The sequence below is a fragment of the Actinomadura sp. GTD37 genome (genome assembly GCF_041951365.1).
Lineage (GTDB): Bacteria > Actinomycetota > Actinomycetes > Streptosporangiales > Streptosporangiaceae > Spirillospora.
Map to the genome: position 1 here is coordinate 317,361 of NZ_JBGNUS010000005.1, position 25,164 is coordinate 342,524.

Genomic DNA, 25,164 nt, shown 5'->3' on the forward strand with positions numbered 1-25,164 from the left:
CGACGTCCTCACCATCGACCCGCCATAGATTTACACAACGCATTTCAGGCGCAGAGCACTAGTGATAGAGGGGCCAATTTCTAACGGCGACCGACCCACCATGGACGCGGTAGGCGAGATGCGGGAACCCTGTGCACCTACCCGCGCCTCGATAGCGGCGAATCAAACAACCATCGACGGTGCTACGCGACACCCCGGTGCGAGTTGTTCATTGAGAATCGCGGTGCTCTGGCTCCCAATCCGGAGATGGAGCCGCCGTTCCGGGCAGCGCAGATTTGATAGACCAACGCCGATGGAAGCCAATTGTCGGCGTACATATCCGCGTGCAGAGCCACGTGCGATTAAGCGTGCAAAGGTGGTCTCGTCGCCAAGCATCGCCGCCACGGGATGAACCTGCGAGTCATCGCCGCCCCGGACGGCAGCCTGCTGTGGTGTCGGGCCCGCTGCGCGGATCGGTCCACGACCTGGCGGCCGCCCGGATCTGGGGCGTCATCCGGGCACTGGCTGCTGGCCGTTGGTCCCGAGTCCACACGAGCCGGCGCCGGGGTCCGCGCGCCGCTCCTCACCTCTGCAAGGTCGCGGCGCGGTCCGGGACGTAGGTCTGCTCGTCTCGCGGAGGGCGCTCGTAACCCTTGGGAGGGGGCCGGTGCGGTAGCTGGAGCGGCGGGCGTTCCATTTCCCGGTAGGGAATGCTCGACAGCAGGTGCGAGATCATGTTGATGCGGGCGCGGCGCTTGTCATCGCTGTCGACCACATACCAGGGCGCCTCGGGAATGTCGGTGTGGACGAACATCTCGTCCTTGGCGCGCGAGTACTCCTCCCAACGCGAAATCGACTCCAAATCCATGGCGGACAGTTTCCATCGCCGCATCGGATCGTCGAGCCGGCTGCGGAAGCGGCGTTCCTGCTCGGCGTCGCTGACCGAGAACCAGTACTTGTTCAGCAAGATGCCGTCCTCGACCAGCATCCGCTCGAAGATGGGGCACTGGTGCAGGAAGCGCCTGTACTCCTGACCGGTGCAGAACCCCATGACCCGCTCGACCCCCGCGCGGTTGTACCACGACCGGTCGAACAGGACGATCTCACCGGCCGCGGGCAGGTGTTCGACGTACCGCTGGAAGTACCACTGGGTCCGCTCCCGGTCGGTCGGCGCCGGAAGCGCCACGATCCGCGCGACGCGAGGGTTGAGGTACTCGGTGACGCGCTTGATGGTGCTGCCCTTGCCGGCGGCGTCCCGTCCCTCGAACACGACGGCGACGCGGGCGCCCTCCGCGCGCACCCACTCCTGCAGCACCATCAACTGCTCTTGCAGGCGGAGCAGTTCGCGCTCGTAGATCTGCCGGGGCAAACGCCGTGGACCACCCATACCGCCTCCAAAGACCGGACACGCGTACTCCAGTCTGACCGATGCCCATCGGTGCTCCCGCGGCAGTCGAGCCGGGAGGAGACCCTCCAACGGCATCTTGGGCGCGTGGGTGGACGGCGGGAGGTTCAGCACCACGTCCGGCAGGTTCAGACTCGGGCCGAACATCGGGCCGAGCAGAGCCGACAGGATGAGTACCGTCCAGGACACCGGCCGTGACGCAGCTCGGCGAACGTCCCGGACTCTGCAGTCCGGCCCCGCGCGGGTGAGGGTGACGCGGTCGCACAGCGTCTCGACCTCTTGCCCATGGTTTCACTATCCGGCTCGTGCATCACCGGCGTCCCCGTCGGGGGCCGCGCCCGGTTTCCGGCATCCGTACACCGCGCGCAGCCGCCAGCCGCGCGGCGCAGCCTCCTCGAACCCGAAGGCCAGCGCCGCGTCCGCGCCCGCCGAGCCGTCCACGCCGACGACCACATGGCTCATGGCGTCCTCCTCGTGTCGACTCCATGCCATCGCCGGGCATATCGCCTTCACAGGGCCGAACGGCCCGCGTCACCGGGGACCTCCGCCATCGCATCCGGCCGGGGACTCGACCACTGCGGCTCCGCACCGGCAGGACGCGGAGGGGGACGAAGGTCCCGAGCCTGCGGGGACGGTCGGCTCTGACCTGCGGGCGTCCCTCGGACGACAGTGGAAGTGAGCCAAGGAGGCCGCCAATGTGGGTCATGCCCGAGCACCGCTCCGTCGTCGTGGGAGTGGACGGTTCGCCCAACTCCCTGGCCGCGCTGCGCCGCGCCGCCCGGGAGGCCCTCGACCGCCATGCGCGGCTCGACGTCGTCCGCGTCCTGGACGCTGACGGCGGCACGGCGTCCCGCCCCTTCAGGACCGCGCGCGAGTGGCTGCGGCTACGTCGCCTGGTCGCGCACGCGATCCCGCGCCCCCAGCACCTCAACACCCGGCTCCGCGTCCTGCGCGGTGCTCCCGGCGAATCACTCGCCCGTGCCGCCGAGCACGCCGAGCTGCTGGTCATCGGCGCCCGGGCGCACTCCGAGCACGGCAACCCGCTCGGCGGGGACACCGTCCCGATCGTGCGCGAGCGCGCCCGCTGCCAGATCGTGATCTGCGCCGACCACACCGCCGCGTCCGAGGCTTCCTGAACCCGGCAACCCCCTTAGGGGGACACCATGAAGCGCCGGACCGTCCACGGAGGCGTCGTGGATGTCGTCCGCACCCTCGGGTACGACCACGACGACACGCGCCACGCCCCGTATCCGAGAGCGTGAGGGCCATGGACAACGCCGCAGTCAGCGAGACCCACATCGGTGTCGTCTTCTTCGCCGGAGACCGCGCCTACAAGATCAAGAAGCCGGTGAGCCTGGGGTTCCTCGACTTCAGCACCCGGGAACTGCGCGAGCACGCCTGCCACGAGGAGGTCCGCCTCAACCGGCGGTTCGCCCCCGACGTCTACCTCGGCGTCGCCGACGTGCACGGCCCGGACGGCGACGTCTGCGATCACCTGGTCGTCATGCGCCGGATGCCCGCCGACCGGCGCCTTGCCGCCCTGGTCAAGGCGGGCGCGCCGGTCAAGGAAGCGCTGCGCGACACCGCGCGGATCCTGGCCGCCTGGCACGCCAGAGCCCCACGGGGCCCCGAGATCAGCGCCCACGGCACCCGCGATGCCGTCCAGGCCCGCTGGCACGACAGCTTCGACCAGGTGCGCCCGTTTCACGGCGAGGTGCTCGACGCCGCGGCCGCGGCCGAGATCGAGGCCCTCGCCGACGAGTTCCTCGACGGCCGCCAGGCGCTGTTCGACGCGCGCATCGCCGACGGCCGGGTCCTCGACGGCCACGGCGACCTGCTGGCCGGCGACATCTTCTGCCTGGACGACGGCCCCCGCGTCCTGGACTGCCTGGAGTTCGACCGGGCACTGCGCAGCCTGGACGGATTCGACGACGCCTCGTTCCTGGCCATGGACCTCGAACGCCTCGGCGCCCCCGAACTGGGCGAATACCTCCTCAACGAGTACGCCGCGTTCGCCGGCGACCCGGCGCCGTCCTCGTTGCGGCACCACTACATCGCCTACCGGGCGTTCGTCCGCGCCAAGGTCGCCTGCCTGCGCCACGCCCAAGGCGACCCGGACGCCGCCGCCGAAGCACGCGCCTACGCAGACGTCGCCCTGCGCCGTCTGCGCACCGGACGGGTCGGGCTGATCCTGGTGGGCGGCCTGCCCGGCACCGGCAAGTCCTCGCTGGCCGGCGCCCTGGCCGACCGGCTCGGCTGCTCGGTGCTCGGCAGCGACCGGGTCCGCAAGGAACTCGCCGGGCTCGCCCCCCTCGACTCCGCCGCCGCCCCCTACGGCACCGGCCTGTACGGCCCCGAATGGAACCACCGCACCTACCAGGAGCTCGCCGATCGCGCCGCCATACTGCTCCGGCTCGGCGAGACGGTCATCCTGGACGCCTCGTGGACCTCCAAGGAGCAGCGGGACCTCCCGGCCCTGGTCGCCGAGCGCGAACACGCGGCCCTGTCGTCCCTGCGCTGCGAGGTCCCCCAGGCCGTCGCCGCCGAGCGGATCCGCCTCCGTACACGGGGCGCCTCCGACGCCGACGCCGCCATCGCCGACGCCATGCACGCACACGCCGCACCCTGGCCCGAATCGGCCCCGGTCGACACGGGCAGCACACTCGACCACGCCGTCGAGCAGGCACTGCGCATCGTCCAGCCGCACGGCTGACCGCCGCGGGGACCGGCCCCCGCTCCTCTTCCCGGCCGAGCGAGGGCTGGACACCCGGATACCGCCGCGCCTGACGTTGGCCGCTCGGCGCGTAGGGGACTCTCAGCGCGCGATGTCGCAAATGCTCGGCCTTGTGCCGGCGCGTTGACACAACCGCTGACGCGCAGAAGGACGCCCGCCGCAGGGCGGGCGTCCTTGGCGATTGCCGTTGGCTACTTGAGGATGGGGAAGCGCTTGGCCAGGGCGGTGTTCGTCCACCAGCGGCCGAGGCCCAGGGTGTCGCCGGCGCTGACCAGGGCCAGCCCGACGATCAGGATCGCGTAGACGAGGTGGTCGTCCATGAAGACGTTGTTCTCCGGGGGAAGGACGGCCGTCCACATCAGTACCAGCAGCGCGGTGCCGGCGACGGCGGCGATCCGCATGCCGATGCCGAGGATGAGGGCGGCGCCGATCCCCGCGAGGCCGATCATGAACAGCCAGTCGGCCATCGCCTCTCACCTTCCATCGCGTCGCCGGTTGCTTCATCTCTGATTCAACGCCGCCTGCGGCCGGTGCTTTAGATCCGTTCGGCGCACGATCAACGGGACCAAGGTCCCTGCGTTCGGCGGTATTGGGGGCCTGAAGGCGCGGGCGCCGGCCTCTGCAGGTGTCACCGTCGGCGTCGTAGCTGGCGGGCCCGTGTCACCGTGGTGTGGATCTAGCCGGATGGAACAAGAGGCTGCCCGGATGCGTGGCGCTGCTCAGACCTCCTTGAGCGGGACCTGCCAGGTGAGGATCGTGCCGCCCTCTGGACGAGGTCGGGTGGTGAACGAGCCGCCCAGTCCCTCGGCCCGTTCGCCCATGTTGCGCAGACCGCTGCGGCGGCCGTCCTCAGGGATGCCGACGCCGTCGTCCTCGACCCGCAGGAGCAGTTCGTCGCCGACGTCGATGGCCACGGTGACCTGGGACGCGCGGGCGTGGCGGGCCACGTTGGACAGGGCCTCGCGGACCACGGCCTGCAGGTGTTCGCCGGTGTCGTCGTCGACCGCGGTGTCCAGCAGCCCGTCCAGCCGCACCGACGGGGCGAATCCCAGGTGCTCGGCGGCGGCGTCCACCAGGGCGTGCACCCGGCTGCGCAGCGATTCGGCGTCCACCGACGCCTGCAACGCGAAGATCGTCGACCGGATCTGGCGCATGGTGTCGTCCAGGTCGTCCACCGCCCGCTGGATCCGGACCGCGACCTCCCGCTTCTGGGTGATCTTGATCGCGGCCATCAGCGTCATCGCCGTGGCGAACAGCCGCTGGATGACGGTGTCGTGCAGGTCCTTGGCGATCCGGTCGCGGTCCTCCAGCAGCGCCAGCCGCTCGGTGTCGCGGCGCCGGCGGGCCAGCTCCAACGCGACCGCCGCCTGCCCCGCGAACGCCTCCAGCAGCCGCTGCGACGCCTCCGAGAAGACCGGCCCGCCCGGCGCATTGATCACCGACAGCACGCCCTGCGCCGAGGAGCCGAGCCCCAGCGGCACCACCAGCAGCGGCCCGACCGGCACCCGGGGCGGCACCTCGGCCTGGCGGGCGGCCTCGCTCCCGTCCGCCAGCCGCTGCGCGACCCCCTCGTGGAACACCTTCCCGGCCACCGGATGGTCGCGGGGCACGCCCAGCCCGGCAAGCAGTTCGGCGCCGTCCCCGTGCGCGGCCGCCACCACGAACTCCGCGCCGCCCTCGTCCAGCAGCGCCACCGTCGCCAGCCCGGCGTCAGTGATCTCCCGCGCGCGCTGCGCGACCAGCTCGGTCACCTCGTGCGGATCGGTGCCCGACAGCAGCGCCGTGGAGATCTCCGTGGACGCCTCCAGCCACCGCTCCCGGCGCCGCGTCTCCTCGTACAGCCGGGCGTTCTCGATCGCCACGCCCGCCGCCGTCGCCAGCGCGGTCACGACGACCTCGTCATCGTCCTCGAACTCTCCGCCGCCGGCCTTCTCGGTCAGGTAGAGGTTGCCGAACACCTCGTTCCGGACCCGGATCGGCACCCCCAGGAACGTCCGCATCGGCGGATGGTCCGCCGGGAAGCCGGACGAGGCCGGATGCCCGCCCAGCTCCGCGATCCGGATCCCGCGCGGTTCGCGGATCAGCAGGCCCAGGACGCCGTGCCCGTGCGGCCAGTGCCCGATCGCCTCGATCTCGTCGTCGCCGACCCCCACGGTGATGAACTGGACGAGCCGCTCGCCCTCCTCCGCGATCACGCCCAGAGCGCCGTACCGGGCGTCGACCAGAGTGGTCGCCGCCTCGATGATCCGCCGCAGCACCGATTCCAGATCCAGCTCGCTGCCGATCGAGACCACGGCCTCCAGCAGCGCGTGCACCCGGTCACGGGTCGCCCGCGCCGCCTCCAACCGCGCCTGGAGCTCCGACAGCAGGTCGTCGAGTTGCAACTGCGGGAGAACGAGCCTCGCCCGATCCTCACCGGCCCGGGGGTCGTCTGCCATGCAAGCAGTATTCCCGGCAACACCCGTAATGTCATACCTCGGACGATGCCCCCGCCCACCGGTCACCTCTCCTCGACCACCTCCGCGGCCGGGCGGCGGACCGTCCCCAGCTCCGCCCCTTCGGGGACGCCCGGGCGCAACAGCGTTTGCGGGTGAGCGCCGCTGCAAAAGCGGGCCTCGATGAACGTCCGCAGCTCGGGCACTTCCAGCGCCTGCCCTGCACACAGCCAATCGGCGGGCGCGTCAACGCCGGAGACCAGCAGCGACGCCGACCCGGCCAGGGCCGTCCCTCTATCCTGCGCGCTCTGCGCGGAAAACCGGGTGACCTGCATGGACGAAGGTCTGCAATAGCCCAGACCTGCACGCATCCCCGCCGCCCGCCCCGACGTGGCGGTACTGGACGTCCGGCTCCCCGACGGCGACGGCGTCACCGTCTGCTCGGCCTCCACACCCGCCAGGCGCAGCGCGGCGCCCACCCAGTCGGCGATCTCGGCGGTTCCTCCGCGCTCGGAGGCGTACGCCACCAGCACTCGGATCATGACCACTCCTTGATGTTCGGGTCGCGCCCATACACGACCGCGACCGGGCCCCGGCACCTCGCGCGCCGAGCAGGGATCTGGGGGACGATCTGCGTGCGCGGGAACACGCAGGACCGTGGAGGCCGCCAGATGCACCCCGCGCAAGGACGCCTCGGCAGCCGCCCGGCGCAGCGCCCGTCCGGCGGCCGGAGGGGGCGTCCAACCCCACCGGAACGGCCCGTCCGTCCATCGAGCTCACCTCCCTGGTTCCGACCCTTGACGGTTGGGGACGCCTTTTTCAGAGGCATGGGTCCACCGATGAGCAGGACCTTCGGCCCTGGGTGCGCTCGGACGGGAAGCGCAGGCTTGCAGTAGAAGGAGGCGCGGCCGTGAACATTCCCAGGCACGGACACCGGACGTGCAGGCCCCGACGAAAGCGAACCAGGAGGGGAACATGACCGAGCAACCGCCGCTGGAACAGCGCCCCGCCGCCGAGCTGATGACCCGGGACCTGCTCACCGTCGCCGCGAGCGAGTCCGTGCTGATGGCCTGGGAGCTGATGTGCAAGGCCGAAGTGCACCATCTGCCCGTGACCGATGACGAGGGCGGCTTCCTGGGCGTCGTCGACGCGCAGACCCTGACCTCGATGTGGAACGCCGCCGTCCCGCAGCATGCCCGCCGGCCCGTGACGACCCTCCTGCCGTCCCGGCCGCCCGTGACGGTCCGGCCGTCGGCCACCGTCCGCGAGGCGGCACGCGCCATGGTCGAATCCGGCGAGGACTTCGTACCGGTGACCAACGACCATGGCGCCCTGGTCGGCCTGATCACCGCACGGGACCTGATCGGCGCACTCGCCGGTGCGGAGCGCGACATCGCTCCGGCCGGCGGAGGCATGCCGTCCCTCTACCGGATCGAACCAGTGCTTCCGAGCACCCCGCCGGCCCACCCGGGCGCCGGCGGCATCGAGCCCGACTGAGCGGACACCGCCGCAGCCGGGGGCGCAGACCGCGCTGTCAGCCGGCGGGCCGGTGCTGCGGGACGATCGCCACCGCGCACGGGGCATGGTGCAGAGGTTCGGCGCATCGCAAACACCGCGCAGGGGGGATCTGGACCTCAGCGTGAGGAGACACCATGGACCGGTGGATCCCGCCCCGCCCTACGACCGCTCCTCTTCCACGGTCGTCTCACGCAGCCAAGAGGTGCTCAGTCACCGCGTGCGAGGCGAGGACCCCGGCGCCCCGCGAGGCGGCCTCCTGAACGCCCATTCGAGGAATGTCCGCTCGTCGTCCAGGCCCTCGACACCGATCACGATCTTCCCCGGCGCGTCCGTCGGATACGGGGCCCGAACGCGACACCACCCCTCTTCAGCGGCCGAAGGTCCCGCAGTGCGAGGGACGGCGGTCACCGGCCCGCACTCCCGGATCCGCGTACTGGCCGGTTCGGGGGCACCTGTGCGGACGGCGAAGGCCGCAGCCCTCCCTCGGGACGGACTGCGGCCTCGCGGTCGGGAGGAGTCAGCGAGTCAGGACGACCTTCAGCGCACCGGTCTCGGCGGCATCGGCGAAGACGTCATAGGCCCGGAGGAATTCCCCCATCGGGAAGTGGTGGGTGATGAAGCGGCCGGCGTCGAGCTGACCGCCGGCGACCAGGCGGAGCAGAGTCGGCGTGGAGAAGGTGTCGACCAGGCCCGTGGTGATGGTGATGTCGCGGATCCACTGCTCTTCCAGGTGCAGGGCGGCGGGAGTGCCGTGCACGCCGACGTTGGAGATGTGGCCGCCCGGCCGGGCGAGCGCGACCGCCGCCTCGAAGGTTTCGGGGACGCCGACGGCCTCGATGGTCGCGTCCGCCCCGAGTCCGCCGGTGAGGTCGCGGACGGCCGCGAGCGGGTCCTGCCGGGAGTTGTTGACGACGGTGTCGGCACCGAACCTCTTCGCCGCCTCCAGGCGGCCGTCCGCGAGGTCGATCGCGATGATCCGGCTGGGGCTGAACAGCCGCGCGCCCATGATCGCCGACAGCCCGATCGGGCCGGCGCCCACCACCGCGACCGTGTCGCCCGGACGGACGGCGCCGTTGAGCACGCCGACCTCGTAGCCGGTCGGCAGGATGTCGGCCAGCATCAGCACGTCCTCCGCCGCCACCCCGTCGGGCACCGGGTACACGGACGTGTCGGCGAACGGCACCCGCACGTACTCGGCCTGCGTCCCGTCGATCTTGTGGCCGAGGATCCACCCGCCACCGCCCAGGCACTGCCCGTAGCGGGCCTCGCGGCAGAACCGGCACGTCCCGCACGCGGTGATGCACGAGACCAGCACCTTGTCGCCGGGCTCGACCGTCCGCACGGCCGGGCCGACGGCCTCCACCGTTCCGACCGCCTCGTGCCCGAGGATCCGCCCGTCGGTCACGGCCGGGACGTCGCCCTTGAGGATGTGCAGATCCGTCCCGCAGATCGTCACCGCGTCGACCCGCACCACCGCGTCGCCGTCCTCGACGACCTGTGGCTTGGGCACCTCTTCCCACGCCTTGTTTCCCGGACCGTGGTACACCACCGCTCGCATGACGCGCCCCCTTCCATCGCTTCGGCTGTGGTCCCTGCCCGGCCGCCCCGGTGCCGACCGGCTCGGACGCCGGCTCCGCGCCGCCCCTGTCGAGCCGGAACTGCGGATACCGGTCGGTCATCAGGAAGACGTCGCCGGCCACCCGCAGCACTCAGCGGTTCATGCCCATGACGAAGTCGAAGATGCCGCACGGGTAACGCGCGGCGAACAGCAGCGCGACGGCGGCGATGAGCACCGGTAGCCCGACCAGACCGGGGACGTCCCAGCCCGGTCGTCTCCGGCGACGAGTGAGGCCCTGCGCGAGAAGTACCGGACTGTCCGGTTCAACTGGACACGTCCTGCTCGGGTCACCCGGCTCGCGGGTGGAGCCGGAGGGGGAGGCGGGTGATGCCGTTGAGGAAGTTGGACTCCAGGTGGGCGGCGTCGCCGACGGGTTCGATGGCGGCGACCTTGCGGGTGAGCTCGTCCAGGAGGATCGACAGGCCGGCGCGGGCGGGCGGGTTGCCGATACAGCGGTGGGGGCCGGCGCCGAAGGCGATGTGGGGGTTCGGACGGCGATCGGCGATGAAGGTGTGGGGACTGGGGAACACGTCCTCGTCGTGGTTGGCCGAACCGATCCAGGCGGCGACGAGGGCGCCCTCGGGGACGGTCTCGCCGCCGAGGAGGACCGGTTCGGTGGTGCGGCGCAGGAGGTGGTTGATGGGGCTGGACCAGCGGAGGGCCTCCTCCAGGGCGGTGCTCCTGACCTGCGGGTCGGTGGCCAGGCGGCGCCACAGGTCCGGGTCGTGCGCTGCGGCGAGGGCGAGGTGGGAGGCGACCTGCGGGACGGTGGGGATCGCGCCCATGATGAACGCGTAGCAGTTGACCAGGACCTCCTCGTCGGTCGCGGCGCGGCCGTCGAGTTCCAGCGCGGCGAGCAGGGAGACGACGTCGCCGGTCGGGCGGTCGCGGCGCTGCTGGATGAGGTCGGCGAACAGGGCGAACAGGGAGATGTGGGCGTCCATGAGGGTCGCCTGGGGGTCGTCGCCGCGGTAGGCGGGGTCCTCGGGGGCCATGGACGCCATGGTCCAGCGGGCGACGTCGGCCCAGCATTCGGGCGGGACGCCGAGGACCTCGCCGGTCGCGGCCATGGGCACGGCCATGGCGAGCGCGGCGAAGTCCGTGGCGCCCTCCCCCGCCGACTCGCCGATGGCGGCGTCGACCATGGCGGCGATACGGGCGCGGACGCGGGGTTCGCGGTCGCGCATCACGCGGGTCGACAGGGCCTGGACGGTGGCGGTGCGCAGGACGCCGTGGCGGGGCGGGTCGGTGAGGTGGATGGCCTTGCCCTTGGCGGTGTCGCCGGCCAGGGCGCTGAGCATGGTGCTGTACTCGGAGCTGAACCTGCGGGTGTCCTTGAGGACGGCGACCACGTCGTGGTAGCGGGTGACGGACCAGAACTCGGTGCCGTCCGGGGCGTGCTGCCGCCAGGTCGGGGCCTGGGCGCGCAGGGTCCGCCACGCGGCGTGGGGGTCGCCGAGCCGGTAGAAGCTGGCGGGGTAGAGGTCGACGTCGGCGAGCGGGACGGCGGACGCCGCGGGGACGGTCATCTGCATGGCACGGAGCTTCTCTGGGCCGGGCCCCTGGTCCGGGGCGGGACGGTGGACCGGGTCACTGCGACCACGAGGTCGGCTCGCGGTCCCATCGGTGGAGCCGGAGCTCGTTCATGATCCCTTCGCGCAGGGGCCTGCCGTCGCTGACGCCGAGGTTGGCGCGGACGTGGTGGAGGCGGCGCATGCCGGGGATGACGGTGCTGACGGCGGGGTGGCGCAGGATGAAGCGGAGCGCGAGTTCGGGCAGGGTCATGCCCTCGGGGACGACGGTCTTGAGGCGTTCGGCGCGTTCGACGCTGGCGTGCAGGTTCTCCGGGACGAAGTAGGAGTTGCGCCAGTCGCCGCAGGGCCAGCGGGTGTCGTGGGCGAGGGCGCCGGTGAGGGTTCCCTCGTCGAAGGGGACGCGGGCGATCACGGCGATGTCGCGGTCCTGGCACGCGCCGAACAGCTCGTCCTCGGGGGCCTGGTCGAAGATGTTGTAGATGACCTGGACGGCGTCGATGAGGCCGGTGTCGAGGGTCTTGAGCACGTTCCAGGGTTCCCAGCGGTTGACGCTGATGCCGACGCCGGTGATCAGGCCCTCCTCCTTGAGCCGGCGGACGGAGTCCTGCCAGCGGCGGTCCTGCGCCCAGGAGTCCTCCCAGACGTGGAACTGGAGGAGGTCGATGGTGTCGACGCCGAGGCCGTCGAGGCTCTTGCGGGTGTAGTCGTAGATGTGGTCGGGAGGGAACACGTCCTCCAGCCGCGACGCGCGGGTGGAGGGGAACGCGCGGTCCTTCGGCGGGATCTTCGTGGCGGTGTAGAGGCGGTCGCCGGGACGGTCCGCCAGCAGGCGGGCGAGCATCTCCTCGCTGTGGCCGCGGCCGTAGATCCAGGCGGTGTCGAAGAAGTTGCAGCCGAGGCGGGCGGCCTCGTCGAGGGCCGGGGCGCCGGTGTCGTCGTCGGCGCCCGTCCAGCCGCCTTCGCCGCCGGCGATGCCCCACATTCCGTAGCCGACCTCGCTGACGGACCAGCCGAGTCGTCCGAAACGCCGATATTTCATGTCCGTCCCATCGTGGTGTTGGCCGGGTTCGGGAAGACCAGGCGGGGTCAGCCGACCGCCTCGTCCACCGAGTGGTAGTAGGTCGCGTACCGGTCGAACAGGGCGGGCGCGATGGGGGTCCACGGCAGGCCCGCCTCGGTGATCAGGCGTTCGGCGCGGGTGCGGGACACCGCGGTGGCCTCGCCCCAGAACAGGGCGGTGAGCGACGCGCTGATGCGGTCGCCGTCGCCGTCCGGGCGCGGGAGCAGCGCGAGGACGCCGGCGAGGTCGCGGTCGTCGGGCCGATTCTCCGCCGCCCGGCTCACCGCCTCCCAGAACTCCGGGTAGGCGACCTCGGCGAGGCCGAACCGCGCGGTGAAGGCGGCCAGGAGGTCGTCCAGGCACTGGGCGGCGGGCTGGACGACGTGGAAGCATCCGCCTCCGCCGCCGGCCGCCGCCTCGACCACGAACGCGCCGACGTAGTCGACGGGGGTGCAGTCCATCGCGACGGGGCTGCGGAACCAGGACCCGGTGTGCAGGCACGCCTTGATGATGAGGTCGGACAGGCCGCGGCGGCTCGGCACTCCGGTGCCGGAATGCGGCAGGACCTCGCCCAGCCGGTAGACGGTGGTGGGGACGCCGCGGTCGGCGGCCTGTTCCAGGAGCCGCTCGCCCACCCATTTGGACAGGCCGTACCCGTCGCCGGGGCGGGGGCCGGCCGGGTCGACGGGGGTTTCGAGCGCGGCGGCGCCCTCGTCGTCGACTCCGGCGGGCAGGACCCCGATCGTGGACATGAAGTGGACGTGCTTGAGGCGCGTGGTGGTGGCGAGCCGCAGCACCTCCACGGTCCCGGACACGTTGGCGTCGCGATGGGCGCGGTAGTCCCGGGCGAGGTTGATCATGGCGGCGTTGTGCAGGATGGTGTCGACGCGCGCGGCCAGCCTCGCGAAGCCCGCGTCGCCGAGGCCGAAGCGGGGACGGCGGAGATCGCCGGCGAGGACGCGGACGCGGCCGGCGAACGCGTCGTCCCAGAGCCGGTAGTAGCGGAGGTTGGCGATGATCCGGTCGCGGGCGGAGCGTCCGTCGTCGCCGCGGACCAGGCAGTGCACGGTCGCCGAGGTGCGGGTGAGCAGGTCGCGCAGAAGCTGCGCGCCGACGAACCCGGTGGCGCCGGTCAGCAGCACGTCGTCCATCGCGGCGGGCGGGGCGGCGGGCGGGGCGGCGCCGCTCGCGGTGATGTCGGCGGGCAGGACCGTGTCGGCCATGACGAGCCCGGGGTCGGCCGCGTCGTGCTCGGCGGGGCCGTCCCCCTGGACGAGCGCGACGTGCTGGTCGAACGCCGGGTAGGCGAACACGTCCCGGACCGGGACGTCGACGCCGAACCGGTCCGCGAACGCGGCGGTCAGCCGGTGCGCGATGAGGGAGTCCCCGCCGAGGTCGAAGAAGTCGCCGGCGGCGCCGGCCGCGCCGAACGGCAGCAGGTCGCGCCAGATCGCGGCGACGGCGGCCGGGACGTCGTCGTCCGCGGCGGGCGCGGCCGACGCGGCGGCCCCGGCGACCGGCGGGTCCCCGTCGGCGGCGCCGGCCTGCGCGGCGGCGATGCGGGCGAGTTGCCTGCGGTCCGCCTTCCCGTTGGGCGTCAGCGGCAGGTCGGGCAGGACGATGATCCGCCGCGGCACCATCGCCGCGGGGAGCGCCGCGCGGGCGTGCTCGCCGAGGTCTCCGGCGCCGGTCTCGCCGGACCTGCGGACCACGAACGCCACCAGCAGCCGGGCGCCGGACGCCTGGTGGACGATGGCCTTGGCGTCGCGGACGTCGGGATGGCGCAGCAGCGCGGCCTCCACCTCCGGCAGCTCGATCCGCACCCCGGCGATCTTCACCTGGTGGTCGAGGCGGCCCGCGAACATCAGCAGGCCGTCGGCCCGGCGGTGGCCGCGGTCCCCGGTCCGGTAGAGCCGGTCGCCGGGGATCTGGGGGAACGGGTTCCGGACGAACGCGGCGGCGGTCTTGGCGGGGTCGTCGACGTAGCCGAGGCCGACGCAGTCGCCGCCGATGCAGATCTCGCCCGTCCCTCCCGGCTCGACCGGCCGCATCTCCTCGTCGACGATGACGGCGTAGGTGTTGTCGATGGGCAGGCCGATGGGGATGTCGTCGCCGTCCGCGGCCGTCACCTCGTGGAACACCGATCCGATCGACGCCTCCGTCGGCCCGAACGTGTTGACGACCGCGACGCGCGGCAGCAGGGCCCGGAAGGCGTGCACCGTCCCGGGCGTCATCTCCTCGCCGCCGATCAGCAGCCGCCGCAGCGACGCGAGGCGGGGCACCAGGTCGGGCCGGGCGCGCAGCATCTCCACCAGCGTGTTGAAGATCGACGGGACGAAGTCGGTCATCGTGACGCCGTGCCGGTGGATGACCTCGATCGTCGCGGTGAGGTCCAGTACCCCGGACCGGTCCGGGATCACGACGACGTTCCCCGCCGTCAGCGGCCACAGGAGCTGCCACAGGGAGGAGTCGAACAGGTGGTGGCTGTTCTGGAGCACCACCTTCCCCGACCCGTCGTCGAACCGGCGGCTCATGTACAGGAACCGGTTCAGCAGTCCCCGGTGGACGTTGAGGGCGCACTTGGGGATCCCGGTGGAACCGGAGGTGTAGAACCCGTACGCCAGGTCCTCCAGGCCCGCCGGGGGCGAGGACGGCGGGGCCTCCCGCTCCTCCGCCGCGGTCGCGTCCACCGTCATCTCGGGACGTCCGCCCGGCAGCGGGACACCGCCCGGCGACCGCAGCACGAGCTTGGCGTCCAGGGCGTCCAGCATCCGCTCGGTGCGCTCGCCTGGCCCGGTGTGGTCGATCGGGACGAAGGGCGCCGCGACCTTCATCGCGGCGATCATGCCCAGCGGGAGCTCCAGCCCGCCGTCCACCGCCAGGCAGGAGAAGTCGCCCCGCCCGATCCCCGCGTCCGCCAGCCGCGCGGCCAGCGCGTTGGCACGGCGGTCGAGGACCCCGTAGGTGAGGACCCGGTCGCCGAACACCAGCGCCGGGGCGTCCGGTCGTTCGGCCGCGCGCGCCTCGAACAGGCCGAGGATCGTCATGTCGTCCGGATAGGGCACCGGCCCGCCGAGGACGTCGCCGGGCGGGGTTCCGCGCAGCCGTTCAGCCAAGACACTCACTCTCGCAATCGTCGGACTCAGCCGCGGAGGGCCGCCGGACCGGTCGTCGGCCGGGCGCGCAGGCGGCGTGCGCCCGCCTCCCGCCACAGGGGGGACGGTGACCCGAACCGGGTCGCCTCCGTCCGGGCGAGCTCGTAGAACCTGTGCACGGGGGCCTCCCGTGTCATCCCGCGGGCGCCGTGGATCTGGACGGCCTGCCGGACGACGCGCAGCGCGGTCTCGGCCGCCTGCGCGAGCGTTCCCACCGCCGCCGTCGCCGGCTCCCCCGCCGTGCCTTCGGCACCGCCGGAGTCGGCCAGCCACGCCGCGCGGTCCAGCGACAGCCGGACCGCGTGCAGGGCTATCTCGGCCTGCGCGAGCGTGAAGGCGATCGATTGGAACTCCATGAGCGTGCGGCCGAACTGCCGCCGCTCGCGCGCATACGCGGCGGCATGCTCGCAGGCCCCGCCGGCGAGGCCGAGCAGGTACGCGGCCTGCCGGACGCGAGCGCGGGCGAGCACGCCGTCGTCCAGCCCGCCGAGGACCTCCTCGGCTCCGATGACGAGGCCGTGCAGGTCCAGGCTCTGGCACCCGCCGGGCAAGGGGGTGGCGCGCTTGCGCCACGCGTCGGGGGACAGCAGGACCAGGGACGTCCCGCCGCCGGTGTCGGCCGCGAGGCAGCAGCGCGCCGACTCGTCGCCGTCCCGGGGCAGGACGACGCGGCCCGTCATCTCCCACGCCGCGCCGTGCCGCCGCACCGCCCGCGCGGCATGGTCCATGCCGCCGAGCACGAACGGCCCGGCCGCGCCCGCCGGACGGCCCTCCGCGCGAAGGACGTCGCCGACCAGGGCGGCCGGGCCGTACACGTCCTGCAGGGCGAGCCGGCCGAGTTCGGCGCCGACGACGATCCCGGCGGTCACGCCGAGGTCGAGACCGTCCGCCTCGACCGGGGCCTCGAACGAGAACGCGTCCATCGCCCGCAGCGCGCCGATCAGCGCGCCGTCCGTGACGGCGCCGGTGCGCGCCAGGGGGCCGAGGCGGTCGCGCGCCATCCGGCGGAGCCTGCCCACCAGGGGGTCGGGGATCAGTCGCATCGCCGGTTCCTCAGCTTTCCGCGGCCGGCTCGAACGCCGAGCCGGCGACCAGTTCGAGCATGATCTGGGACGTCCCCGCGGACAGGGTGAGGCCGGGCGCCTCCCGGTAGGCCGCCTCCAGCAGGTCCGCCCGTCCGGGCGGCAGCGCGTCCCGACCGGCGCCGTAGCCGAGGCCGTGGACCGCCGCCGCCCAGACCGCGACCTCCTGTGCGGTCTCGCTGGTGTGGTACTTGGCCATCGCGGCGGCGATCGGGTCGGCCTCCCCGCGGTCCAGGCGGCTGATGACCTCCCACGCCATGAGCCGCCCGGCGTCGACGGCCGCGCCCAGGCGCCCGACCTCCTCCAGCAGCTCCCCGCCGGTGTCCGCGGCGCCGAGACCGCCGATGGCCGCCTCGTACCAGCGGGCCGCCTTCAGCGAGTAGTCCAGGCCGGTCCGCTCGTTGGCCAGGCACCGGGTCAGCAGCGCCCAGCCCTCCCCTTCCGCCCCCAGCAGCGCGCCGGCGCCGGCCCGCGCCCCGTCCAGGACCACCCGGTCGAACCGGTCGTCGGCGATCCCGTCGATGTGGGAGCGGGTGACGCCTTCGGCGGACAGGTCGATGAGGAACAGGCTGATCCCGTCGTACTTGGAGGCGCCCGCGCCGGTTCGGGCCGCGCACAGTGCCAGGTCGCTCATCGCGCTTTTGAGGCCGTAGGTCTTGGTGCCCGACAGCAGGTGGCCGTCGCCGTCGGAGACGGCGGCGGTGCGCAGCGCGGCCAGGTCGGAGCCGACCTCGGGCTCGGTGTACAGGACGGTCGCGAACCGCTCCCCCGCGGCGAGCGCCGGGAGATGGGCGGCCTTCTGCTCCGCCGAGCCCGCCTGGAGCAGGAAGAGGCCGACGATCTGGATGCTGAGGACGTGCATCATGTCGGGGACGCCGCCGTGGACCAGTTCCTCGATCACCGCCGCCGCCTCGGTGTGCGCGGCGCCGCGACCGCCGAACTCCCGCGGCCAGCTCACCGCCAGCAGCCCCCGGCGCCCCAGCATCCGGTACAGGGGGCGAACGTCGGGTTCGCGCTCGCCGCTCTCCCGCAGCCGCTCCAGCTCTCCGCGCACCTCGGGCTCGGCCAGTGCGGCGCGGACCTCGGCCCGCAGTTCCGCCTCGCGGCCGGCCTCACCGAAGTCCATCGGCCGGCCTCCCCTTCGCACTCTCCAGGCCATGACCGAGATGATCGGCATGACCGTTGTGGTCGACAGGCCGCGCGGCCTGCTCGTCTCCGGTGATGCGGGCGACGTCCTCGTCGGACAGCCCCTCGATCAGGTCGAGCAGGCCGGTGTCGTCGAGCGCCGCCGCGCGGCGCCGCTCGACCAGGACGGCCAGGCCCTCGATGGTCGGGTCGCGGAAGAAGTCCGCGGTGGAGATCTCGATGGTGAAGCGCCGCCGGATCCCCGAGATGACCTGCGCGGCCTGGAGGCTGCTGCCGCCGATCCCGAAGAAGTTCCCGGTCACGTCCACGGCCTCGGCCCGCAGGATCGGCATGAACAGCTCCTCCGCAAGGATCCGCTCCACCTCCGTGCGGGGCGGCGTCATCGCCTCCGGGTCGGGCCTCCGCGAGACGCCCTGCTCCCGGAGCGCCGCGGTGTCGATCTTGCCGCTGGAGGTCAGCGGGAACTCCGGCACCACCACCACGTGCTGCGGGACCATCGTCGCGGGCATCTTCGCCGCCACCAGGTTCCGCAACTCCTGCGCGCCGACCCGGGACGCCGGATCCAGGTCCGCGTCCGCGCCCGTGCCGGCCGCGGCGCCGGCGGCGACGTAGGCGACCAGGTGGTCCTGGCCGTGCGGATCCGTCCACGCCTCCACCTGCACCTGCCGCACCAGCGGGTGCGCGGCCAGGACGGCCTCGATCTCGCCGGGCTCGATCCGTACTCCGCGGACCTTGACCTGCCGGTCCAGCCGTCCCAGGAACACGAGCGCGCCGTCGCGGCGCCGCCTCACCAGGTCCCCGGTCCGGTACAGCCGCCCGCCGGGCGCGGTCCCGAAGGGGTCCGGGACGAACTTCTCCCGGGTCAGGACCGGGTCGCCGAGGTAGCCGCGGGCCAGGCCCGTGCCGCCGATGACCAGCTCGCCCGGCACCCCGCAGGGCACCGGCCGCAGGCTCCCGTCCAGGACGTGCGCGACGTGCCCGGCGATCGGCAGGCCGATCGGCGGCGACGCGTCCCATGTGCCCTCGCACCGGTGCACCACCATGGTGACCGTGCACTCGGTCGGCCCGTATCCGTTGTAGAACCGGCACACCTTGTTCCACCGGTTGACCAGGTCGCCGGGGAACGCCTCTCCGCCGACGAACGCGATCCGCAGCGTCTCCAGCCGGGACGGGTCCAGCAGCGCCATCACCGCCGGCGGCATGTCCATCACGCTGATCCGCGCCGTCTCCAGCAGCGCCTGGAGCCGGTCGACGTCGAGCCGGTCGGCGTCGGAGGCGATGTGCAGCCGGGCCCCGTGCAGCAGCGCCCCGAACATCTCGAAGATCGACACGTCGAAGGTGTGCGCCGCGTACCCCAGCACCCGGTCGTCCCCGGTCATCCCGAACAGCTCGCCGACCGTGTCGGCGAAGCCGATCACGCTGTGGTGCTCGATCAGCACGCCCTTGGGCGTCCCGGTGCTCCCGGAGGTGTAGAGGATGTACGCCAGGTCGTCCGGCCCCGCCGCCGCGTCCGGGGGATGCGCGGGCCGGGCGGCGAGCTCGTCGCCGATCTCGTCCAGCAGGACCACCGGGGCATCCGGCGGCAGGTTCCCCGCGGTCGAGGAGTGCGCCACGACCACGCTCGGCGCGGCGTCCGCCAGCAGCCCGGCGACGCGGTCCGGCGGCGATCCCGGATCGAGCGGGACGAAGCACGCCCCGGCCTTCAGGACGGCGAGCACCGCCGTCACGTTCCCGGCGCCCCGGGGCAGGCTCAGCACCACGGGCGTCCCGGCGCCGGCGCCGCGCTCCCGCAGCGCCCACGCCAGCCGGTTCGCGGCGGCGTCCAGCTCCCCGTACCGGACGGTGTCGCCGCCCGACACCACCGCGACCGCATCCGGCGTGCGGGCCGCGCGTTCGGCGAACCGGCCGTGCACCGTCGCGGACGAGGACGGCCGCGCCGGACCGCTGCCCAGGAGCAGCAGCTCCGCGCGTTCCTCCGGCGACAGCATGTCCAGGTCGCACGCGGCCCGGTCGGGCTCGTCGAGCAGGGCCGGCAGCAGCCGCCGGTAGTGTCCGATCAGCGCATCGACGGTGGCGGGCTCGTACAGGTCGGTGCAGTACTCCACCGCCAGCGCCGAGTCGTCACCCGACTCCCGGATCTGCCAGGTCATGTCGAACTTGGACGTGCCCGGCGCGGGCTCCTCCAGGTCGATCGACAGGCCCGGCACCGTCACCTCCCAGGGCTCCTGCGGCATCAGGAACGCGATCTGCACCAGCGGCGACCGTGCCGGGTCCCGGACCGGCGCGACCGTCTGGACCACCCGCTCGAACGGCATGTCGATGTGGGCGAGCGAGTCCCGCAGCACCGCGTCGGCACGCCGCACCAGCTCGCGGAAGCTCGGCGCACCGCCGGTGTCCACGCGCAGCGCGAGCATGTTGACGAAGAACCCGACCAGGCCCTGGAGTTCGAGGCGGTCGCGGATGCTCGTCGAGCAGCCGACGACCAGGTCGTCCTGCCCGGTGTAGCGGCGCACCACTTCGGCGAACACCGCCAGGTACACCGGGTAGGGCGTGACGCCCATCTCCCGCGCGAACGCGTGCACCCGTGCGATCGTGTCGCCGGGGATCGGGCCGGACGCCTCGGTGCCGCGGTAGGTGAACTCGGCGGGACGGGGAAGATCCGGGGGCAGCTCCAGCACCGGCGCGTCCCGCAGCCGCTCGCGCCAGAACCGCTCCAGCTCCTCCAGCCGCCGCCCGCGCACGGTCTCCTGCTGCCAGATCGCGAAGTCGGCGTACTGGAGCGGCAGCTCGGGAAGCGCGGCGGGCCGCCCTTCCACCATCGCCAGGTACGCCTCCAGCAGCTCCCCGGTGAACACCTCCGCGGACGTCCCGTCGAACACGACGTGGTGGACGACGAACGCGAACAGGTAGGCGCCGGGTTCGGTCTGGTAGAGCCCGATCCTCCACAGCGGCCCGTCGCCGAGGTCGAACGGCGTCCGCACCGCCGCCTCGGCCAGCTCGCGGGCCCGGTCGTGGCGCTCGCCCGGACCGGCGCCCGGCACCGGCGTGACCGGCAGCTCCACCGGCACGTCCGGGTCGATGATCTGGCGGGGGCCGTCCGGCGTGTCGCGCAGCGAGGTCCGCAGCGACTCGTGCCGCGCGACGACCGCCCCGAGCGCCCGCTCCAGCGCGGGCACGTCCAGGTCGCCCTCCAGCCAGAACGCGATGACCAGGTTGTAGGCGCGGACACCGGGCGACAGCCGGTCCAGGAACCACAGCGTGTTCTGCGCGTACGACAGGGGAGGCGCCTGGTCGCGCGGGCGCGGCGCCGGCCGGTCCGGCGCTCCCCCGTCCCGGCTCCTGAGCAGTTCGAGGAATTTCGCGCGCCTTTCCAATGGAAGGCGGCGGAGCCGCCGTGCCAGCTCGCTCATCCCTGCGGGTCCCTTCACCAATTCCAGCCCGGGACGAATTTCAACCCGTCCCGAGTCGGCTTTAATTTCTGGCGCCTTCGAACGCCTTTCTGCCTACCGTTGTCCGCAGAATATCCATGGGGCGAAAGAAAGGAATGTCAGGGCAATCCCGGACCGACCCTGACTCTGTTCCGGCGCAGCTTCTCGTAGTAGGGGCGGTGAAACTCCAGATAGCCGGTCAGCAGCGGGCTGGCCGCGATTTCGTCGAGCGCGCCGGGGCGCGGCGGCGGCGCGGCGAATCCCGTGGTGCGGGCCGTCTTCTCGTGCCAGCGCAGCGTGGTCCCCCACTCCGGCAGGGTCTTGGCGCGCCACGACAGCGCCTCGGCGATGAACCGGATCCCCACCGCCGCGCAGTAGGCGCGGACGGTCGCCTCCGGATCGGCGACCAGGTCATCGGAGTCGACCACGACCGGGGGCCGGCCGCCCGCCGCGGCGACCGCGTCATGGATCTCGCTCAGCCGCGCGATCCCGACGTCGTCGCGCCGCAGGTCCCGGTTCAGCGCGTAGTGCGAGGCGATGACCTCGCCGGGGCTCCTGATCAGGAACGTGTGGGCCGCGTCCCGCAGGAACGCCTCGTCCGCGAGCAGGCCCGGGTAGCGGAAGTCGGTGGTGTCCTTGAAGAACACCGGCCGCGCGTCGGCCGCCGAGCGGATCGCGGTGATCAGCGCGGACTCCGAGCGCACCTCCACGACGCCCGCCCCGCCCACCGCCCCGACCCGGGACACCCCGAAGTCGGCGAGCTGGGAGAAGGGCTCGTGCAGCACCGCGCGGTCGCCGCGCTCGTCCATCATCCGCAGGAACGCGGTCGATCTCGACCGCGGCGCGCTCCACAACGCCAGGATGCGCGGTCCGCCGGACAGGTCGGTCGGTCCGCCGGACAGGTCGGTCGTCGCCATCGGCGTGCCCCTCCGGTCGTCCGGTCTAATCGGTGAGTTCGGTGAGCGCGTCGTCGTAGAGCCCCTCGACCAGCGCCGCCTGCGCGGCGATCGTGGTGCTCTCGAACAGCTCCGGCATCGGGATGACCAGCCCGAACCTGTGCTGGAGCCGCCCGCCCACCCGCATCAGGGTCAGCGAGTAGCCGCCCAGCTCGAAGAAGCTCACGTTGGCGGGCGGATCGGGGATCCCCAGGAACTCCGACCACACCTCCGCGATCACCTTCTCCTCATGGCCGTCCGGCGGCCGCGCCGGCTCTCGCGCCTCCGCCGCGCTTCCGCCATGCCCCTCGGCCGTGCCCGCGCCCTCGTCTTCGGCCGCGTCTGCGCCCGCGTCCGTGCCGGTGTCGTCAATCACCCGTCCCGCCCTCCTGGAAAGCCTCGTGCAAGAAGCGCGCGATCTCCTCGACGGCCGGTGGCCGCAGCAGGCTGTAGTGATCGCCCGCGATCCGCGTCCCCCGCACGGGCGGCGCCACGTCCCGCCACCACGCCGACAGGTCCGCGGCCGTCTCGCTCGCCCACACCAGCCGCAGCCGCGGCCCGTGCCGCGCCGGATGGTGCCGCCGCAGCGCCACCGAGGCGTTGGCGTGCACGCGCAGGCGCGCCCGCAGATCGTCCAGGGACATCCCGGCGGTCCCGTTCACGGCGGCCAGGCGCTCATGCAGCACCCGCGTCGCGTCCGGCGCCGGCAGATCCCACACCTCGTCGGCGAGGTCCAGCCGGTCCGGCACGCCGGCCGAGCGCAGCAGGTCGGCCACGAACGGCCGCAGCGCGCCCGTGCCGAACCGCCCGTCCGGCACGAGCCGGTCGGCCAGCGACGGCATCGCGTCGATCACCGCGACCGGGCACGGCCGCCCGTCCGCCGCCAGCGACCGCGCCATCTCGTAGGCGACGATCCCGCCGAACGACCAGCCCGCGACCAGCGCCGGACGGACCGAGGCCCGCTCCAGCCGGTCCAGGTAGTGCCGCGCCAGCGCCACCAGTTCCGGCGGGTCGGCGCCGCGCAGCATCTCGTCGGCGCCCAGCCCGTACACCGGGTACCCCGGGGGCAGCCTGCGGGTCAGCTCCCCGTAGCAGAACAGCTCACCGCCGACGGGATGCACGAGCGCCATCGCGGGGCCCTCGCCGCCGCGCAGCAGTTCCACCCCGGCGTCCGCCGCACGGCGGCCGTCCGCGGCCTGTTCCCGCCGGGCCCGCAGGGCCTCGAAAAGCACCCGTTTGTTCTCCGGCAGCGCCTGCAAACGCTTCTCGTTCATCGCAACAGAGACAACAGCGCGCGCCACCGCCGCCAACAGATCGTACTTTCCCCTACAGATCCGCCACAGCGCCCTGGCAGCGGGCCCTCCGGAGGGCGTCAGGGTAAGACCCGACGCCAAAAAGGGCGATCGCCTCCGTGAGACTCGGCCCATGACTACCGAAGCCGGTCTGCTGAACGGCGAGGCGGACGGGGCCGCGGAGACGGCGGGACATCCCTGGGCGCCGCGGTTCCGACCACTCGACCTCAGCGGGCATCGCGACAACATCGGGATCACGCATCCCGCCGATACCGAGAGCGGCGCGTTCAACATCTGGCGGAACTCGCTGCCCGCCGGGGAACTGCCCGCCGGACGGTCCGTGGCCGTGGCGGGCGTTCCGTTCGACTTTCCGCCCGTCGCCGCGGGACGCCCCGACAACGTCCGCTGCGCGGGCCAGTTCGTCGCCGTCCCGCCGGGCCGCTACGACTGGCTGTACCTGCTGGCCGCCGCCGAGCGGCGGGTCGAGGACGAGATCGCCCTGCACTTCACCTGCGGGGCCGTGGAGTTCGCGCCGCTGCGCGTCTCGGACTTCTGGCACGCGCCGGCGGTCTTCGGCGAGTACGAGGCGTTCGCCACCGCCACCATGCATTACCCGTACCACGTCCAGAAGGACGTGTCGGCGAAGATCTGGTGCCAGCGGGTACCCGTCATCGGCCGGGGCGAGCTGACCGCCGCGCGGCTTCCCGTCAACACCGCCGTGCACATCTTCGCCGCCACGCTGGACCGGCGGGACGCCGGTGAGCGCCCGTGACCGCTCCGCCCTGGTACCGCGACACGCTCAGCTGCCTCCAGAGCACCCTCGCCGCCCTGCTGCTTCGCCAGGGCGAGGACCCGCTCGCCTGCCTGGGGCTGAGCTGGGAGTTCCTCCACGTCCCGGGCGACTTCCGGCCGGAGGAGTTCTACTGGCCCTGCCGATATCCCGGCGACGTCGTCCGCAGCGTCATGCCCCACCATCCCGCCCGCTCCGCCTGGCACACCGCGACCGGTCCCGACCCCTTCACCGGCCTGGAGGAGGAACTGGCCGCCGGGCGGCCGCCCCTCATCGCCGTCGACAACTTCCACCTCCCCTTCCGGCCCGCCTACAACGACGTCCATTCCGAGCACCTGCTGGTCGTGCACCGCATCGACCGCGCCGCCGGGACCGTCACCGTCTCCGACGCCCAGCCCCCCGAGTTCAGCGGCCCGCTGAGCATCGGCGCGCTGCGCCGCGCCTGGCGCGTCGGGCCGTACAGCAACGAGCAGAACGTCTTCTTCAGCAAGGAGGACGGCCGCGAGCGGCACCGCTGGATCAGCGTGCGGCTCGACACGCCCTTCCCCGAGCTCACCCCCGCCCGGCTCACCGGCGTCCTCACCGCCAACCTGCGCGGCTTCACCGACCCGCCGCACGACCGGTCCGGCCTGGCCGGGCTGCGGACCCTCACCGACGAGATCGTCGATCGCGCCCGGCACGGCGACGGCCGCGGCCTCGTCGAGGCGTACACCTTCGGCTGGGGGCCCCAGGCCCAGACGGCCCTGCACGGCGAACTGCTGCGCGACCGCGGAACCCGCTGGGGCCTGGCCGCGCTGACGGAGGCGGGTCGCCGCACCGAGCACGCCGCGCACCTGTGGAGCGCGGTGCGCGTCCACAGCGCCCACGGCCGCTCCGACCCGCGCGCCGCCGCCGCCGATCTCGCCCGCCACGCCCGCCGTCTCAACGACGCCTACGCGCGAGCCCTCGAAGCGATAGACGAGGCCGTGCCGGCTCTGGCGGGGGCCGGCGTCGCGACCGCGTCCCGCTGACCCCCGCATGCGGACGGCCCGGGCGAGCCCCGGGCCGTCCGC

Annotated in this window: 19 protein-coding genes and 1 pseudogene; 5 read left to right on the plus strand and 15 right to left on the minus strand. The window is 72.9% G+C overall.

Going from position 1 to position 25,164, the window contains the following annotated elements; all coding sequences use genetic code 11:
- Positions 1-562 precede the first annotated feature (562 nt).
- Complete coding sequence (gene ppk2, locus ACA511_RS26035) at positions 563-1,573, minus strand: polyphosphate kinase 2 (protein ID WP_375027226.1); 1,011 nt, start codon at positions 1,571-1,573, stop codon at positions 563-565.
- 105 nt (positions 1,574-1,678) lie between these two features.
- Positions 1,679-1,846 carry a universal stress protein gene (locus ACA511_RS26040; RefSeq protein WP_375027227.1) on the minus strand — a complete coding sequence of 56 codons (168 nt, stop codon included), beginning with the start codon at positions 1,844-1,846 and terminating at the stop codon, positions 1,679-1,681.
- Between the two features lie 233 nt (positions 1,847-2,079).
- Between ACA511_RS26040 and ACA511_RS26045 the strand changes: the two genes are divergently transcribed.
- Both ACA511_RS26045 and ACA511_RS26050 read left to right on the plus strand, forming a co-directional pair.
- Entirely contained in the window at positions 2,080-2,520 is a 441-nt protein-coding gene (locus ACA511_RS26045) for a universal stress protein (protein ID WP_375027228.1), read from the plus strand.
- A gap of 131 nt (positions 2,521-2,651) precedes the next feature.
- Positions 2,652-4,097 (plus strand): AAA family ATPase, encoded by a 1,446-nt coding sequence (locus ACA511_RS26050; protein WP_375027229.1) that lies wholly within the window; start codon positions 2,652-2,654, stop codon positions 4,095-4,097.
- A gap of 212 nt (positions 4,098-4,309) precedes the next feature.
- Here ACA511_RS26050 and ACA511_RS26055 read toward each other — a convergent pair.
- The 3 genes and pseudogenes from ACA511_RS26055 to ACA511_RS26065 all read right to left on the minus strand — a co-directional run.
- Positions 4,310-4,588, minus strand: a pseudogene (locus ACA511_RS26055) (hypothetical protein); the annotation flags it as partial.
- A gap of 249 nt (positions 4,589-4,837) precedes the next feature.
- Complete coding sequence (locus tag ACA511_RS26060) at positions 4,838-6,556, minus strand: GAF domain-containing sensor histidine kinase (protein WP_375027230.1); 1,719 nt, start codon at positions 6,554-6,556, stop codon at positions 4,838-4,840.
- A 62-nt stretch (positions 6,557-6,618) separates the two neighbouring features.
- Complete coding sequence (locus ACA511_RS26065; protein ID WP_375027231.1) at positions 6,619-7,095, minus strand: hypothetical protein; 477 nt, start codon at positions 7,093-7,095, stop codon at positions 6,619-6,621.
- Between the two features lie 433 nt (positions 7,096-7,528).
- Between ACA511_RS26065 and ACA511_RS26070 the strand changes: the two genes are divergently transcribed.
- On the plus strand, positions 7,529-8,050 hold the full coding sequence (locus ACA511_RS26070) for an HPP family protein (protein ID WP_375027232.1): 522 nt from the start codon (positions 7,529-7,531) through the stop codon (positions 8,048-8,050).
- Between the two features lie 538 nt (positions 8,051-8,588).
- Here the strand turns inward: ACA511_RS26070 and ACA511_RS26075 are convergent.
- From ACA511_RS26075 to ACA511_RS26120, 10 genes are all read right to left on the minus strand, one after another.
- On the minus strand, positions 8,589-9,629 hold the full coding sequence (locus ACA511_RS26075) for a zinc-dependent alcohol dehydrogenase family protein (protein WP_375027233.1): 1,041 nt from the start codon (positions 9,627-9,629) through the stop codon (positions 8,589-8,591).
- A gap of 347 nt (positions 9,630-9,976) precedes the next feature.
- Positions 9,977-11,224 carry a cytochrome P450 gene (locus ACA511_RS26080; protein WP_375027234.1) on the minus strand — a complete coding sequence of 416 codons (1,248 nt, stop codon included), beginning with the start codon at positions 11,222-11,224 and terminating at the stop codon, positions 9,977-9,979.
- Positions 11,225-11,279: 55 nt separating this feature from the next.
- Complete coding sequence (locus ACA511_RS26085) at positions 11,280-12,263, minus strand: aldo/keto reductase (RefSeq protein ID WP_375027235.1); 984 nt, start codon at positions 12,261-12,263, stop codon at positions 11,280-11,282.
- 47 nt (positions 12,264-12,310) lie between these two features.
- Entirely contained in the window at positions 12,311-15,400 is a 3,090-nt protein-coding gene (locus tag ACA511_RS26090; RefSeq protein WP_375027236.1) for an amino acid adenylation domain-containing protein, read from the minus strand.
- Between the two features lie 26 nt (positions 15,401-15,426).
- Positions 15,427-16,482 carry an acyl-CoA dehydrogenase family protein gene (locus tag ACA511_RS26095; RefSeq protein WP_375027237.1) on the minus strand — a complete coding sequence of 352 codons (1,056 nt, stop codon included), beginning with the start codon at positions 16,480-16,482 and terminating at the stop codon, positions 15,427-15,429.
- 10 nt (positions 16,483-16,492) lie between these two features.
- Entirely contained in the window at positions 16,493-17,647 is a 1,155-nt protein-coding gene (locus ACA511_RS26100; protein WP_375027238.1) for an acyl-CoA dehydrogenase family protein, read from the minus strand.
- Positions 17,634-21,077 (minus strand): amino acid adenylation domain-containing protein, encoded by a 3,444-nt coding sequence (locus ACA511_RS26105; RefSeq protein WP_375027239.1) that lies wholly within the window; start codon positions 21,075-21,077, stop codon positions 17,634-17,636. Before ACA511_RS26105 ends, ACA511_RS26100 begins: the two co-directional genes overlap by 14 nt.
- A gap of 137 nt (positions 21,078-21,214) precedes the next feature.
- Entirely contained in the window at positions 21,215-22,012 is a 798-nt protein-coding gene (locus ACA511_RS26110) for a sulfotransferase family protein (protein ID WP_375027240.1), read from the minus strand.
- Between the two features lie 25 nt (positions 22,013-22,037).
- Positions 22,038-22,406: an acyl carrier protein gene (locus tag ACA511_RS26115; protein ID WP_375027241.1), complete on the minus strand. Its 369-nt coding sequence runs from the start codon at positions 22,404-22,406 to the stop codon at positions 22,038-22,040.
- The gene (locus tag ACA511_RS26120; protein ID WP_375027242.1) at positions 22,399-23,304 is read right to left on the minus strand and encodes a thioesterase domain-containing protein; all 906 of its coding nucleotides are present in this window, start codon (positions 23,302-23,304) and stop codon (positions 22,399-22,401) included. Before ACA511_RS26120 ends, ACA511_RS26115 begins: the two co-directional genes overlap by 8 nt.
- A gap of 151 nt (positions 23,305-23,455) precedes the next feature.
- Between ACA511_RS26120 and ACA511_RS26125 the strand changes: the two genes are divergently transcribed.
- Positions 23,456-24,094, plus strand: a complete 639-nt coding sequence (locus ACA511_RS26125) for a hypothetical protein (RefSeq protein ID WP_375027243.1) — start codon at positions 23,456-23,458, stop codon at positions 24,092-24,094.
- On the plus strand, positions 24,091-25,122 hold the full coding sequence (locus ACA511_RS26130; protein ID WP_375027244.1) for a BtrH N-terminal domain-containing protein: 1,032 nt from the start codon (positions 24,091-24,093) through the stop codon (positions 25,120-25,122). Before ACA511_RS26125 ends, ACA511_RS26130 begins: the two co-directional genes overlap by 4 nt.
- Positions 25,123-25,164: the final 42 nt, after the last annotated feature.

Coding starts and splice junctions, on each gene's coding strand:
- ACA511_RS26040 (WP_375027227.1), bottom strand. CDS start 1,846: ATGAGCCATGTGGTCGTCGGCGTGGACGGCTCGGCGGGCGCGGACGCG.
- ACA511_RS26045 (WP_375027228.1), top strand. CDS start 2,080: ATGTGGGTCATGCCCGAGCACCGCTCCGTCGTCGTGGGAGTGGACGGT.
- ACA511_RS26050 (WP_375027229.1), top strand. CDS start 2,652: ATGGACAACGCCGCAGTCAGCGAGACCCACATCGGTGTCGTCTTCTTC.
- ACA511_RS26060 (WP_375027230.1), bottom strand. CDS start 6,556: ATGGCAGACGACCCCCGGGCCGGTGAGGATCGGGCGAGGCTCGTTCTC.
- ACA511_RS26065 (WP_375027231.1), bottom strand. CDS start 7,095: ATGATCCGAGTGCTGGTGGCGTACGCCTCCGAGCGCGGAGGAACCGCC.
- ACA511_RS26070 (WP_375027232.1), top strand. CDS start 7,529: ATGACCGAGCAACCGCCGCTGGAACAGCGCCCCGCCGCCGAGCTGATG.
- ACA511_RS26075 (WP_375027233.1), bottom strand. CDS start 9,629: ATGCGAGCGGTGGTGTACCACGGTCCGGGAAACAAGGCGTGGGAAGAG.
- ACA511_RS26080 (WP_375027234.1), bottom strand. CDS start 11,224: ATGCAGATGACCGTCCCCGCGGCGTCCGCCGTCCCGCTCGCCGACGTC.
- ACA511_RS26085 (WP_375027235.1), bottom strand. CDS start 12,263: ATGAAATATCGGCGTTTCGGACGACTCGGCTGGTCCGTCAGCGAGGTC.
- ACA511_RS26095 (WP_375027237.1), bottom strand. CDS start 16,482: ATGCGACTGATCCCCGACCCCCTGGTGGGCAGGCTCCGCCGGATGGCG.
- ACA511_RS26100 (WP_375027238.1), bottom strand. CDS start 17,647: ATGGACTTCGGTGAGGCCGGCCGCGAGGCGGAACTGCGGGCCGAGGTC.
- ACA511_RS26105 (WP_375027239.1), bottom strand. CDS start 21,077: ATGAGCGAGCTGGCACGGCGGCTCCGCCGCCTTCCATTGGAAAGGCGC.
- ACA511_RS26110 (WP_375027240.1), bottom strand. CDS start 22,012: ATGGCGACGACCGACCTGTCCGGCGGACCGACCGACCTGTCCGGCGGA.
- ACA511_RS26120 (WP_375027242.1), bottom strand. CDS start 23,304: ATGAACGAGAAGCGTTTGCAGGCGCTGCCGGAGAACAAACGGGTGCTT.
- ACA511_RS26125 (WP_375027243.1), top strand. CDS start 23,456: ATGACTACCGAAGCCGGTCTGCTGAACGGCGAGGCGGACGGGGCCGCG.